Source organism: Pseudomonas sp. VA159-2, assembly GCF_024126635.1.
GTDB lineage: Bacteria > Pseudomonadota > Gammaproteobacteria > Pseudomonadales > Pseudomonadaceae > Aquipseudomonas > Aquipseudomonas muyukensis.
The window spans coordinates 44,483-56,910 of sequence record NZ_JAMYBV010000006.1 but is presented as its reverse complement, the minus strand read 5'-3'; the positions used below and the strand labels follow the sequence as shown (position 1 = coordinate 56,910).

Here is a 12,428-nt window from a genome sequence, read left to right as displayed (position 1 = left end):
CCACCACAGCGCTTGGTTCGCCAGCAAGGCTGGCGCCTACAGGTGGGCTCAGACCATCGCCAGGCGCTGCTTGCGGGTCGGGGGCGCGAACGCCTGGTCGATGGCCCGTAGATCTTCCTCGCTCAGCACCAGCTCGGCGGCTTGTGCGTTCAGGCGCACGTGGTCCGGGCTGACCGCCTTGGGAATCGCGATCACACCCTCGCCGCGGGTCACCCAGGCCAGGCTCACCTGGGCCGGCGTGGCGCCATGGCGCTCGCCAACCTGGGCCAGCAGCGGATGGCGCAACAAGCGCCCGGCCTGGGCCAGCGGGCAATAGGCAATGGTGGGCAACTGCTGCGCGCGGCTCCAGGGCAGCAGGTCGAACTCGATGCCGCGTTGGGCCGGGTTGTACAGCACCTGGTTGCTGGCGCAGGCGGCGTTGTCCAGCTCGCGCAGGTCGTCCAGGTCGAAGTTAGACACGCCCCAACGGCGGATCTTGCCTTGCTCGATCAACCGCTCGAAGGCTTCCACCGTCTCCTCCAGCGGGTACTGCCCACGCCAGTGCAGCAGGTATAGGTCGATGCAGTCGGTGCCCAGCCGCTTCAGGCTGCGCTCGCAGGCGGCCGGCACACCGCGCCGGCTGGCGTTGTGCGGGTAGACCTTGCTGACCAGCAACACCTGCTCGCGGCGCCCGGCGATGGCCTGGCCGACCACCTGCTCGGCGCCACCTTCGGCATACATTTCTGCTGTGTCGATCAGCGTCAGGCCCAGGTCGATGCCTTGTTGCAGGGCCGCCACTTCGGCGGCCCGGCGCCCCGGGTCCTCGCCCATGTACCAGGTGCCCTGGCCAATGAGCGGAACGCGGCTGCCCGCCAGATTCAGGTAACGCATATCACCTCCTGTGGATGGGTATGGGTAAGCAGGACATCGAGCAGCGCCTCGGCGGCTTTCGACAGCTTGTGATCGCTCAGGGCGATCACGCCGATGCGCCGCTCGACGCTGGGCTCGACCAACCGCACGCAGCGTGCGCCCAACTGCTGCATCTGCTCGATGCACAGGGCCGGCACGGCGCTGACGCCCAGGCCGCTGGCGACCATGCGGCCGATGGTTGCCAGCTGGTGGCTCTCGAAGGCCACCGCCAGCTTGCCATGGCCGGCGGCCAGGTGCTGCTCGAGCAGCAAGCGCACCGCCGAGGGCCGCTGCAGGGCGATGAAGTCCTCGGCCAGCAGTTCCTGCCAGCGCACCTGCGGCTGGCGCGCCAGTGGCGAGTCGGCGGGCACCACGGCGACGAAGCGGTCCATGTACAACGGGTGGAACCGCAGCGCCTCGCTGCTTTCGGGTTCAAAGCCGATGCCCAGTTCGACGCGGCGATGGCGCACCAGTTCCAGCACCTGCTCGTTGATCACGTCGTGCACGGTGACGTTGACCTTGGGATAACGCTGGCGGAACACCTTCAGCGATTGCGGCAGCAGGTTGCCAGCGAACGCCGGCATGGCCGCCACCGACACCCGGCCCAGTTGCAGGGTGAAGCGCTGGCGCAGCATCTCCTCGGTGTCGTCCCAGTCAGCCAGCAGGCGCCGGGCCAGGGGCAGCAGCACCTCGCCCTCGGGTGTCAGGCTGACGCTGCGGGTAGTGCGGGTGAGCAGGGCGCCGCCGAGGTTGTCCTCCAGGGCCTTGATGGTCAGGCTCAGGGCCGGTTGCGACACGTGCAGGTGCTCGCCGGCCTGGGCGAAACTCTGGTACTTGGCCACGGTGACGAAGGCACGCAGCTGCTTGACGTTCATGACAGGCTCGACCTTTGTTTTGAAAAAATTATCAATCGATGACGAAAACAAAATTAACAAATCAGTCGACTACAGTGAAGATGACCGTACGGTTCCAACAACTACAAAAGGCGACTGAGCATGGCCGGACTGGACAAGCGTGTAGCAACTTATGAACAGGCCCTGGCTGGCCTGACCGACGACATGACGGTGCTGGCCGGTGGCTTCGGCCTGTGCGGCATCCCCGAGAATCTCATCGCCGAGATCAAGCGCCGCGGCGTCAAGGGCCTGACCGTGGTATCGAACAACTGCGGCGTCGATGGCTTCGGCCTGGGCGTGCTGCTCGAGGACCGGCAGATCCGCAAGATGATCGCCTCCTACGTCGGCGAGAACGCCGAGTTCGAACGCCAGCTGCTCAGCGGCGAACTGGAAGTCGAGCTCACCCCCCAAGGCACCCTGGCCGAGAAGATGCGCGCAGGCGGCGCCGGTATTCCGGCCTTCTTCACCGCCACCGGCTACGGCACCCCGGTCGCCGAAGGCAAGGAAGTGCGCGAGTTCAAGGGCCGCAAGTACATCCTCGAAGAATCCATCACCGGCGACTTCGCCATCGTCAAGGGCTGGAAGGCCGACCACTACGGCAACGTGGTGTACCGCCACACCGCGCAGAACTTCAACCCCCTGGCCGCCAGCGCTGGCAAGATCACCGTGGTCGAGGTCGAGGAGATCGTCGAGCCAGGCGTGTTGCTGCCCAGCGAGATCCACACTCCGGGCATCTATGTCGACCGGGTCATTGTCGGCACCTTCGAGAAGCGCATCGAAAAGCGCACCGTCAAGGCCTGAGCGCCGCCCTCAAGAACAACAAAGAGATCCTGACCATGGCATTGACCCGCGAACAAATGGCGCAACGCGTCGCCCGTGAACTGAAGGACGGCTACTACGTCAACCTGGGTATCGGCATCCCCACCTTGGTGGCCAACTACGTGCCTGCCGACATGGACGTGATGCTGCAGTCGGAAAACGGCCTGCTGGGCATGGGCGAATTCCCCACCGAAAGCACCCTCGACGCCGACATGATCAACGCCGGCAAGCAGACCGTGACCGCCCGCCGCGGCGCGTCGATCTTCGACTCGGCGCAGTCCTTCGCCATGATCCGTGGCGGCCACGTCGACCTCACCGTGCTGGGTGCTTTCGAGGTGGACGTGGAGGGCAACATCGCCTCGTGGATGATCCCCGGCAAGTTGGTCAAGGGCATGGGCGGCGCCATGGACCTGGTGGCCGGTGCCGACAACATCATCGTCACCATGACCCACGCCTCGAAAGACGGCGAGTCCAAGTTGCTGCCGCGCTGCAGCCTGCCGCTGACCGGTGCCGGCTGCATCCGCAAGGTGCTTACCGACCTGGCTTACCTGGAGATCGACAATGGCGCGTTCATCCTGCGCGAGACCGCGCCTGGGGTGAGTGTCGAGGAGATCATCGAGAAGACCGCCGGCAAGCTGATCGTGCCGGACGATGTGCAGGAAATGACGTTCTGATCGTGTGCGAGTCGACAGCTTTGTAGTGCTCTGAAGACCGAGCGCCGCCCGCGCGGCGCTCGACCTCATGAACACTGCAAAACCTTCGTCGAACCCGCCTAACGCGGCGCATTGATCAACGCACTCGCTCGCTGATAATCATGGGGCACCCCGATATCGATAAACCGCCCCGACGCCACGAAGCCCAGTACATTCAAGCCGCTGTCCAGCCACTGCGGCAGCAACTGTTGCTCCAATGACAGCGCCTGCCCGGCACGATGAGCGAGGGCCTCCAGGCACGCCCGGCGCATCCAGTAGACCCCGCCATTGATCCATGCCCGCGCATCGGCACTGGCATGGGCAAAGGCCAGGACGTGCCCCTTGTCATCCAGGGTGATGCCCGTGTACCGCCGCGGTTCCCCATTGCGATGGAGCGCCAGGCAGCAGTCTGCGTGATGCTGCTCGGCAAATTGCTCAAACCTGGCCAGGTCCAGGGCGAACCAGGTGTCGCCATTGAGCAGCAGGAAGTGCTCGTCGGCCTGGGTCAGGTGTTCGAGCGCCATCAGCAATCCGCCGCCTGTGCCCAAGGGCTGCGGCTCCCGCGCATAGTGCAGCGTGGCGCCACGATAGCGTCCTGCGAAGTGCTCGACGATCGCTTCGTGGCGATAGCCGACCGAGAGCACGAAGCGCTCGACGCCCTGGTCGATCCAGTAGTCGAACAGGTACTCCAGGAACGGCCTGCCGGCGATGGGCGCCATCGGCTTGGGTACGTCGCTGACCAGGCTGCGCAAGCGTGTGCCCAGGCCACCGGCCAGAACCACCGCGGTACGTATGGACATGTCTTGGGCTCCTGTATCAGGGGGCGCTGGGCTGGTAGCGCAGCAGTTGGCTGCCGGACTGCTCGAACCGGAAGGGCACATGGACAAGGTCGCGCAGGCTTTCGCGGACCTGGGCTTGCCGCTCGGGTTGGACGAACAGCAGCATGAAACCGCCACCGCCGGCCCCCAGCAGCTTGCCGCCAATGGCGCCCGCCGACCGGGCAATGCTGTAGAGGTGGTCGATGTCTTGATTGCTGACCTGGTTCGACAGGTTCTTCTTGAGCAGCCAGCTGCAATGCAGCAACTCGCCAATGGCCTCCAAGGGGCCGGGGCCCTGGAGGATGGCGAGCGCCTCGTCGACCATGGCATGGAGGCGGTTGAGCTCAGCGACACGGTTGCCCAGGTTGTCGATCTTCGACTGGGCAACTTTGGCCGCGATCCTGGAAAACCCGGTGAAGAACAGCATCAGGTGATCTTGCAGCGCCTCGAGTCGAGGCCTTGGCACATCGGCCGGGGTGATGGTGAAACCGCCATCGCCGCGCAGGAAGTCGATGCGGTTGAAGCCGCCGACCGCGGCAGCGATCTGGTCCTGGGAGCCGACGCTTTCACCGATGACCTGCTGCTCTACATGCTGGGCCAGCCTGGCCAGCGCTTCACGGGCGATGGCGTGGCCCTGCAGGGCCTTCAGCGCGTGCAGCAGGCCGACGGTGAAGGAGGAACTGGAACCCATGCCCGAGCGGGCCGGCAGGTCGCCGTCGACATGGATCTCCAGGCCGTCCTCGCAGCCCAGGTACTGCAAAACCGCGCGCACCGCGGGATGTTCGATCTCGCGGGGGTGCATCACGTTCTCGATTCGGGAATAGGCAATGCGGAACCGATGTTCGAAGAACGGTGGCAGGTGGCGGCAGCTGATATAGCAATACTTGTCGATGGCGGTGGACAGTACCGCGCCGCCATGGGTTTTGTACCAGGCGGGATAATCCGTGCCACCGCCAAAGAAAGAAATGCGATAAGGCGTGCGGGTAATAATCAAAGGCGAGCGACTCCCAATATACAATTGTGTATGTGGGGCGTGATTCATTGTGCGAGTGGCTCACAATGCAAGCGCCATCCAAGGCTGTTTTTACTTAGGCGGATTCCCGGCCTGGGCGATAAGCTTATTGTCTTCGGGTTATCTAAAAAGCACTAGTCATCATGAAGTTTGTTTGCACATTGGCGGCGCGCTGAGTGCCCAGCTTAGCAGGGCCTTAAGCCCCTTCTTGTGCCGTTGGTCGGCAGGGTTTTAGTTGGCTTTTCATGGGGTCGAAAAATATTGCGCCGTAGAAATCCAGTGCTATCGTAGAACTTCACCGCGCGCCTGGTAGACAGCAAGTATTCGGGTTCGAGGCTAGGGAAGAGTCAAATTCTTGGTCCCGCGGACAAACAGGGAAGTGGGGGCGTCAGGTCATGACTGATAATGTTCAGTTTATTCAGCTTAAAAGTGCCTGTAGTGATCCGGTAACCCATGCCGAACTGCCGCGAGCTATTTACGTCGAGTTGACGGACCGCTGTAACTTGGTCTGCCCGATGTGTCGTTGCAGCCCGGTCAAGGGCAATATCCTGCCGCTGCCGATGTTCAAGGAAATGGCGGCCGCGCTGTTTCCCAGCGCCGAGTTCGTCGACTTGCGTGGTTGGGGCGAAAGCACCATCGTGCCTGGCTTTCTCGACTACCTGGACGTGGCGCTGGGCTATCCGGTCAAGCTCAAGCTGATCACCAACGCGGTGGTGCGCAAACCGCAGCTGTGGCAACGCCTGGGGCATGAGGGCATCACCGTTGGTGTTTCGTTCGATGCCGCCACGGCGCCGCTGTTTCGCGAACTGCGTGGTGGCGCCGACCTTCGGCAGGTGCTGGGCAACCTGTGCCAGCTCACCGAAGCCCAGCGCGAGGCCGGGCATGACCCGGCGGAAAAACTCTACCTGTGCGTGACCGTCAGCGGGCGCAACCTCGACGAACTGGAAGCCATCGTCACCTTGGGTATGGAACTGGGCGTACGCCGGTTCAAGTTCGAACCGCTGTGGGCGCCCGATGAAGACCCCAACCGCCTGGAGCACCACAGCGAAAAGGTCGCCACGGTGATGGCGCGGCTCGCCCAACTGCAACGCCGGCACCACTTGCAACTCGAGCTGTCGGCGGCGCTGTCCGCGGCCAGCATCCAGCCCCATGCCGTGAACAAGGTCTGCATCCATCCCTGGCAATACCTCTACATCAACAGCCGGGGGCGCCTGGGTTTTTGCGACCACCTCAACGGCCGCGACGAGTTCACCTTCGGCGACTGGCAGCAGGGTGGTTTCGCGGCCTTCTGGAATGGCCCCGAGATGCGCCAGTTGCGCGCCGAGCATCAGCAGCGCCTGGGCGGGCCGGCCATCAAGCAGTGCGCCGATTGCAACTGGTGCTACGAGCGCCGCTACATGGACCTGGAAGACTGGCTTGAGCCGGAGTGGGCCAACTACCGGGTGACCCTATGAACCTTCGCGACATGACCCTCGACCCGCCCTGGCTGGCGAACTTCTACGACCCGGCCTTGTTCGATGCCAGCGCCGGGGACGCCGACTCCGCCGACACCATCGCCTGGTACCGCGAGCAACTGCGCGGGCCGGCGCGTCAGGTGCTGGACATCGGCTGCGGCACCGGGCGCCTGGCCCTGCCGCTGCTGGAGGATGGCCACCGGGTGCACGGGGTGGACATCAGCGAGGCGATGCTGGGCTACCTGGCTGCCAAGGCCGGTGGCCTTGCGCCCGAGCCCCGGGCACGCTTGAGCTGGGCCCGCGGCAGTGTGCTCGACGAACCTTTGCGGGCGACCTTCGATGCCCTGGTGGCCGCCGATGATTTCGTGACCCATTTCGACCTCGACCAGTTGCGGCGCTTCATGGCCATCGCCCATGCCGCGCTGCGCCCCGGCGGCCAGTTGCTGACCGATATGCGCGAACGCTCGGCGGCCCGCCTGGCCGCAGCCTCGGCGCCATTCCCCAAGCCCCTGCAGAGCCATGGCCTGGCGGGTGGCATCGCCGGCGAACAGGGGCAACTGCATGTGGCGATGATGGGGTGGGAGGAATACGACCCCGAAAGCCGCTGGCTGGTCAGCCACCAGCTGTACAGTTTCATCGATATCCATGGGCACGAAGCGCGGCGCGACTGGAAGACCATCCGCCAGCGCAACCACAGCAATGCCGAACTGGTCGACGCCGCGCAACGGGCCGGCTTCGCGGTCGAGTGCAGCAGCGGGCGCGAGCTTGCTGGCGTGCCGGGTGAGCAGGGCGGGTTCTTCCAGTTGATACGCTCATGAAGCCTGCGCTGGAGCTGATCTGGGTGGTGCCTTCGCTGGCCAGCTTGGGCGGCAGTGAATATGCGGCCGTGACCTTTGCCCGGCTGGTGGTTGGCGCTGGTCACGGGCTGCGCTTGCTCACCGGGCCTGAAGTGCACCCGGCATGGCGAGCACTGTTGCAGGTCGAGGGCCTGAGCCTGGTTCAGGATGCACATGGCAGCCCGGCGGCCATGGCCGACGCCCTGGCGTGCCTGCTGGCGGCACGGTCCGCCGACCTGATCCAGTTCATGCCCATCGAAGCCCATTGCCTGGCATGGCTGGACCAGCGCACGGTGGTGCCGGTCATCGGTTGGGAGCCCACCGACCTGAGCCCCCGCTGCTGGTGGCTGCCGAATACGTTGCAACAACGCCTGCATGAGCTCGACGGGCTGTTGCTGCTCAACCCCGATGCAGCCATTCACGCTCACGAACACTACGCCTACCGGGGCAGCGTCAGCGTACTGGCCAACACTTTGCTCAGTGCGCCTGCCAAGGTTCCGGCACTGCGCGAGCCGGGGCAGGTGGTGGGGTGCATTTCGCGCTTGTCGGCGGAAAAGGGCCTGGAGTTCCTGCTGGCGGCCTTCGCCTTGCTGCTTGAGCGCTGCCCACGCGCCCGCTTGCGCCTTTGGGGCGAAGGCGAGGACCGTGGGCGCCTGGAGAATCTGGCGCGGATGCTGGGCATCGAGGCGTCGGTGGATTTTGCCGGCGGCTTCGAACCTTTCGGCGGCATCGATGAGGTGGCGGCCAGCGCCGATGTGTTCGTGCTGAGCTCACTGTTCGAAGGCGCGCCGGTCGCGCTCCTGGAACTGGCGGCCAGGGGCCGGCCGCTGGTGGCCTCGGCGACCAGCGGTGCGCGCTGGGTGTGCGGGCAGGGGTACCCGTGGCTGACGGCGGTCGGCGACACCCGCGCCATGGCCGATGCCCTGGCCGATGCACTGAGCGGACAGGGCCGCAGGATACTGGGTGGGCAGTTGCGCCAGCGCTTCGAGCAGCAGTTCGCGCCGCAGCGGGCGCTGGCCACCCTGAGCGCGGCCTATGCCAGTGTGCTGGCGACGGTACCGCGGGCATGAGCCGCCGCGGCGAAGTCTGGCTGCTGTCGCCCCACTGCGACGACATTGCCTATTCGTTGGCGGGGCGCTTGCTGAGCGGGGCGGAGCGAGAGCAGCAGGTGCGCCTGTTGACGATCTTTTCCCAGAGCCGGTTCGCCCCCTACGCTCCGACGCTCAGGAGCCAGGCGCAGATTTCCCGCTGGCGCCAGGCTGAAGAAGCGCGTTTCTGCGATGCGCTGCACCTGGCCCACGAGTGCCTGGACCTGGCCGAAGCCCCGCTGCGGGGTTATCCCGATGTCGATTCGCTGTTCATCGCCGACGGCGCGACACCTGAGGATCCGGCGCTCGAACGCCTGGAGCAGCGGCTGCGCCAGCGCCTGGGGCAGGCCCGGCCGGCCAGGGTCTATGCGCCACTGGGGGTAGGCGGGCACATCGACCACCTGCTCACGCGCTGGGCGGCGCAACGGGTGTTCGCCGCGGTCTGCCCGCTGCTGTTCTATGAAGATTTGCCCTATGCCGGCGAGTTGTCGGCGCATGCCCTGGCGCAGCAGTTGGCGCACACCGCCCAAGGCTTGCGGCCCTTGCTCACGCCGTTGGCCGACTGGCTGCCGGAAAAACTCAGGCACCTGGCCGGCTATGCCTCCCAGGTGGCGGAAAAAGACCTGGCCGCGGTGGCAACCCATGCTCATTCGATCGGAGGTGAACGTGTCTGGACCCTTGGCTGATATCTGTATCCTGACCTTCGCCGTGGACCGTCCACAGGCCTTGGCACGCTGTATCGCCAGCGTCGCCGCGCAGCAGGGCGGCCTGCGTGTCGAGCACCGCATCCTGTCCGAGCGGGCCATGGCACTGCGCGCGCACCCAGCCTTGGCGGGGTGGCGCGAGCGGGTGGTGTGGCAGCCGCTCGAAGGGCAGCCTTTCCAGGGGGCTTCCTCGCAGCGCATGGCGCGCCTGCGGGCCGCGGCGCTGGCCCAGGTGGAGCAACCGCTGGTGGCGTTCCTCGATGATGACAACGCACTGGAGCCTGAGCATCTGCAGACCCTTTGCCAGTGCCTGGAAGATCCACAGCTGCAGGCGGCCCATGCCTGGCGCCAGGTGCTCAACCCGGACGGCACGCCGTTCCCCTTCACCCATTACCCCTGGCACGATGACCCGCTGGTGGCCAACAGAATGTACCGCTGGGGCCTGGCCCACGGCGTCTTCAACCCTGGCAGCCCGGTGATGCGCGACGGTGTGCGCGGCCCCGAGGCGCCCGACAGCTGCGCCACCGTGGACATGAACGAATGGCTGTTCCGCACCGAGTGCCTGCGCAACCTGGGCTTCGACCAGCGCTTCAGCCAGCGCGAGGTGGACCTGCGGGTCGGTGAAGACGACAAGCTGTTCCAGCGGGTGCGCGAGCAAGGGGTGAAGTTCGCCTGCTCCGAGCGCGCCACCGTGCGCTACTACCTGGGCGGGGTGTCCAACCTGCGCCAGACCAGCGGCCCGACCCAGGCCTGCGCCGGAGCCCAGCCATGAGCGGCCTGGCATTGTTCGGTGGCACCCCGGTGCATCGCCAGGCCTGGCCACAATGGCCGCAGTCCACGCTGACCAGCGAGCGTGCCCTGCTCACGGTGATGCGCAGCGGGCGTTGGTCGGTCAGTGGTCTGGAGACCGACGCCAGCCCGACCTGGGACCAGCGCTTCGCCGAGGCCTTTGCCCATTACAACGGCGTGCGCCATTGCGTGCCCACGGCCAACGGCACCAACGCCCTGATGGCGGCCATGCAGGCCCTGGGCATCGGCGCCGGGGACGAGGTGATCGTCCCGGGGCTGACCTGGGTGGCCTGCGCCAGCGCGGTGCTGGCGATCAACGCGGTGCCGGTCATCGTCGACATCGACCCCCACTCGCTGTGCCTCGACCCCCATGCGGTGGAGGCGGCGATCAGCCCGCGTACCCGGGCGATCATGGTGGTGCACCTGTACAACGCCATCGCCGACCTGGATGCGTTACTGCCGATGGCAAGGCGCCACGGCCTGCACCTGATCGAGGATTGTGCCCAGGCCCATGGCGCCCAGTGGCGGGGGCGGCATGTGGGGACGCTCGGCGCGGTCGGCACTTTCAGCATGCAGAATGGCAAGGTGTTGACCAGCGGCGAGGGCGGTGCCTGCATCTGCAACGACCCAGACCTTGCCGCACGGATCTTCCGCCTGCGCGCGGACGGTCGGCAGCGGGTCACCGATGCGGTGCCATCGGGCTACATGACCCTGGAGGAGGGCGGCCAGGGCTTTGCCCAGAACGCCTGCCTCAGCGAACTCCAGGCGGCGATCCTGCTCAGCCGCCTGGAAGACCTTGACCATGAAAACGCCCAGCGCGCCCGCCAGGCCCAGCGCTTGCGCCAGCTCCTCGAGGAAATCGGCGGGTTCGCCTTCCAGCAGACTGCCGAAGGCACCGAGCGGGCCACCCTGTACCACTTTCCGGTGCGCCTGGAAGGCCCCGAATTCGAGGGCGTGGCGATAGCGCAAGCGTGCCGGGCACTGTCTGCCGAACTGGGCTGCTGGGTGCACCCGCCTTATCCGCCGATGGACAGGTTCGCGGTGCTCGCCCCCGGCCATTCCCAGCGCCTGTTGACGGCCCCGCGGGTGCCGCAACCGCTGCTGTGCGCACAGGCCGCGCATCGCCAGCACGTAATGCTGGCCCATTGGTTGTTCCTCGCCGACGACCAGGCCATGGCCCATGTCGCGCAGGCGTTCGCCAAGGTCAAGGAGCACGCGCACGAACTGCGTGCACGTCAAGGAGAGGGGCAATGAATTCGCTTCTACAGGATGTACCGGCACGGCGATCGCCCCAGGAGCTGCCAGTGCGCGCCCTGGACTTCCGCTTCGGCGAGCAGCGCATGCCAATGCTGCTGGGTTACCGCTTCACCGAACAGATCGCCCAGCGGGTCAGCGAGCAGGCGGCGCATATCCTGCTGGTGGCCGATCGACGGGTCTACGAACTGTGGGGCGCACCGTTGCTCGATGCCCTGCAACGCCACTTGCCGGTGACCTGCCTGCTGGTGGAAGCGGATGAGGCGGCCAAGACCCTCGGCGTGCTGCAGGGCTTGCTCGACCAGGCCGTGGCCGGTGGCGCGACCCGGCGTTCGGTGGTGGTGGCATTCGGCGGCGGCCTGACCGGCAACCTGGCCGGCATGCTGGCCGGGTTGCTGTACCGCGGCATTGGCCTGGTACACATTCCGACCACGCTGCTGGCAATGTCCGACTCGGTGCTGTCGCAGAAGCAGGCAGTCAACGGCACCGCTGCGAAGAACATGTACGGCCTGTACCACCCGGCCAGCCTGTGCTGCGTCGATGTGCAGTACCTGCAGAGCCTGCCGGCGCCGGCGTTCTCCGCCGGCGTGGTGGAACTGTGCAAGAACGGCCTGGCCTTCGATGCCGCGACCGTGCCGGCGCTCGAACGCTTGGCCGCGGACACCTCGCCGGCCGGCTGGATCGAGCTGGTCCAGCTGGGGATCCAGGCCAAGCAGCAACTGCTGCTGGACGACCCGCTGGAGCACGAACTGGGCGTGGTGCTGGAGTACGGGCACACCGTCGGCCATGCCCTGGAACTGGAGACCGGCACCTTGACCCACGGTCACGCCGTCGGCCTGGGGATGCTGGTGGCCGCCGCCATCGCCCGGGAACGTGGCTGGCTCAGCGAACAGCAAGAGCACCTGCATGCCCAGTTGCTGCTGCGCTGCGGCGCGCCGCTGGGCCTGGAGTGTCCGCCGTCGTTCGAGCGGGTCATGGCGCGCATCCGCCAGGACAACAAGCGCGGGCGCATTCGCCTGAACGCCGGGCACTACCCCTTCGTGCTGCTGCGCGGTATCGGCCGGCCGGCCATGAGCCAGGGCCAGCCGCTGGTGGGGGTGGATGAAGGCGAGATCCGCCGGGCCTACGCCAAGTTGCAGGCGGGCTACTACAGCGCGCTGCGCGTTACCGAGTAAAGCTTG

General features: G+C 66.1%; 13 protein-coding genes. 9 read left to right on the top strand and 4 right to left on the bottom strand.

What is annotated here, in order from left to right; genetic code table 11:
* Positions 1 to 48: 48 nt before the first annotated feature.
* Together NJG22_RS07720 and NJG22_RS07715 are read right to left on the bottom strand one after the other, a co-directional pair.
* Positions 49 to 870 (bottom strand): aldo/keto reductase, encoded by an 822-nt coding sequence (locus NJG22_RS07720; protein WP_253093486.1) that lies wholly within the window; start codon positions 868 to 870, stop codon positions 49 to 51.
* Positions 858 to 1,763, bottom strand: coding sequence for a LysR family transcriptional regulator (locus NJG22_RS07715; protein WP_253093485.1), 906 nt, complete (start codon positions 1,761 to 1,763; stop codon positions 858 to 860). The genes NJG22_RS07720 and NJG22_RS07715 overlap by 13 nt, the downstream gene beginning before the upstream one ends.
* Positions 1,764 to 1,883: 120 nt before the next feature.
* Between NJG22_RS07715 and NJG22_RS07710 the strand changes: the two genes are divergently transcribed.
* Together NJG22_RS07710 and NJG22_RS07705 are read left to right on the top strand one after the other, a co-directional pair.
* Positions 1,884 to 2,582: a CoA transferase subunit A gene (locus tag NJG22_RS07710; RefSeq protein ID WP_217848263.1), complete on the top strand. Its 699-nt coding sequence runs from the start codon at positions 1,884 to 1,886 to the stop codon at positions 2,580 to 2,582.
* A 35-nt stretch (positions 2,583 to 2,617) separates the two neighbouring features.
* Positions 2,618 to 3,274, top strand: coding sequence for a CoA transferase subunit B (locus tag NJG22_RS07705; RefSeq protein ID WP_253093484.1), 657 nt, complete (start codon positions 2,618 to 2,620; stop codon positions 3,272 to 3,274).
* Positions 3,275 to 3,372: 98 nt separating this feature from the next.
* Here NJG22_RS07705 and NJG22_RS07700 read toward each other — a convergent pair whose 3' ends face one another.
* Both NJG22_RS07700 and NJG22_RS07695 read right to left on the bottom strand, forming a co-directional pair.
* Positions 3,373 to 4,092: a nucleotidyltransferase family protein gene (locus tag NJG22_RS07700; RefSeq protein WP_253093483.1), complete on the bottom strand. Its 720-nt coding sequence runs from the start codon at positions 4,090 to 4,092 to the stop codon at positions 3,373 to 3,375.
* Positions 4,093 to 4,108: 16 nt separating this feature from the next.
* Positions 4,109 to 5,104, bottom strand: coding sequence for a kinase (locus NJG22_RS07695; protein WP_253093482.1), 996 nt, complete (start codon positions 5,102 to 5,104; stop codon positions 4,109 to 4,111).
* Between the two features lie 533 nt (positions 5,105 to 5,637).
* Here NJG22_RS07695 and NJG22_RS07690 point away from each other — a divergent pair.
* Genes NJG22_RS07690 through NJG22_RS07660 form a run of 7 tightly spaced genes read left to right on the top strand, consistent with a single transcriptional unit; the run spans position 5,638 to position 12,422 of the window.
* The gene (locus NJG22_RS07690) at positions 5,638 to 6,576 is read left to right on the top strand and encodes an SPASM domain-containing protein (protein ID WP_253093481.1); all 939 of its coding nucleotides are present in this window, start codon (positions 5,638 to 5,640) and stop codon (positions 6,574 to 6,576) included.
* A complete protein-coding gene (locus tag NJG22_RS07685) occupies positions 6,573 to 7,394 on the top strand; it encodes a class I SAM-dependent methyltransferase (RefSeq protein ID WP_253093480.1) in 822 nt (273 codons plus the stop codon). Before NJG22_RS07690 ends, NJG22_RS07685 begins: the two co-directional genes overlap by 4 nt.
* Positions 7,391 to 8,482, top strand: a complete 1,092-nt coding sequence (locus tag NJG22_RS07680) for a glycosyltransferase (protein ID WP_253093479.1) — start codon at positions 7,391 to 7,393, stop codon at positions 8,480 to 8,482. Before NJG22_RS07685 ends, NJG22_RS07680 begins: the two co-directional genes overlap by 4 nt.
* Entirely contained in the window at positions 8,479 to 9,186 is a 708-nt protein-coding gene (locus NJG22_RS07675; protein ID WP_253093478.1) for a PIG-L family deacetylase, read from the top strand. Before NJG22_RS07680 ends, NJG22_RS07675 begins: the two co-directional genes overlap by 4 nt.
* Positions 9,167 to 9,976 (top strand): glycosyltransferase, encoded by an 810-nt coding sequence (locus NJG22_RS07670; protein WP_253093477.1) that lies wholly within the window; start codon positions 9,167 to 9,169, stop codon positions 9,974 to 9,976. Before NJG22_RS07675 ends, NJG22_RS07670 begins: the two co-directional genes overlap by 20 nt.
* Positions 9,973 to 11,247 carry a DegT/DnrJ/EryC1/StrS family aminotransferase gene (locus tag NJG22_RS07665; RefSeq protein ID WP_253093476.1) on the top strand — a complete coding sequence of 425 codons (1,275 nt, stop codon included), beginning with the start codon at positions 9,973 to 9,975 and terminating at the stop codon, positions 11,245 to 11,247. The genes NJG22_RS07670 and NJG22_RS07665 overlap by 4 nt, the downstream gene beginning before the upstream one ends.
* Positions 11,244 to 12,422, top strand: coding sequence for a hypothetical protein (locus NJG22_RS07660; RefSeq protein WP_253093475.1), 1,179 nt, complete (start codon positions 11,244 to 11,246; stop codon positions 12,420 to 12,422). Before NJG22_RS07665 ends, NJG22_RS07660 begins: the two co-directional genes overlap by 4 nt.
* Positions 12,423 to 12,428 lie beyond the last annotated feature (6 nt).

Excerpts from the sequence above, each read along its gene's own strand:
- NJG22_RS07675 (WP_253093478.1), top strand. The coding sequence starts at position 8,479 with ATGAGCCGCCGCGGCGAAGTCTGGCTGCTGTCGCCCCACTGCGACGAC.
- NJG22_RS07680 (WP_253093479.1), top strand. The coding sequence starts at position 7,391 with ATGAAGCCTGCGCTGGAGCTGATCTGGGTGGTGCCTTCGCTGGCCAGC.
- NJG22_RS07700 (WP_253093483.1), bottom strand. The coding sequence starts at position 4,092 with ATGTCCATACGTACCGCGGTGGTTCTGGCCGGTGGCCTGGGCACACGC.
- NJG22_RS07715 (WP_253093485.1), bottom strand. The coding sequence starts at position 1,763 with ATGAACGTCAAGCAGCTGCGTGCCTTCGTCACCGTGGCCAAGTACCAG.
- NJG22_RS07660 (WP_253093475.1), top strand. The coding sequence starts at position 11,244 with ATGAATTCGCTTCTACAGGATGTACCGGCACGGCGATCGCCCCAGGAG.
- NJG22_RS07685 (WP_253093480.1), top strand. The coding sequence starts at position 6,573 with ATGAACCTTCGCGACATGACCCTCGACCCGCCCTGGCTGGCGAACTTC.
- NJG22_RS07710 (WP_217848263.1), top strand. The coding sequence starts at position 1,884 with ATGGCCGGACTGGACAAGCGTGTAGCAACTTATGAACAGGCCCTGGCT.
- NJG22_RS07705 (WP_253093484.1), top strand. The coding sequence starts at position 2,618 with ATGGCATTGACCCGCGAACAAATGGCGCAACGCGTCGCCCGTGAACTG.
- NJG22_RS07720 (WP_253093486.1), bottom strand. The coding sequence starts at position 870 with ATGCGTTACCTGAATCTGGCGGGCAGCCGCGTTCCGCTCATTGGCCAG.
- NJG22_RS07665 (WP_253093476.1), top strand. The coding sequence starts at position 9,973 with ATGAGCGGCCTGGCATTGTTCGGTGGCACCCCGGTGCATCGCCAGGCC.
- NJG22_RS07690 (WP_253093481.1), top strand. The coding sequence starts at position 5,638 with ATGTGTCGTTGCAGCCCGGTCAAGGGCAATATCCTGCCGCTGCCGATG.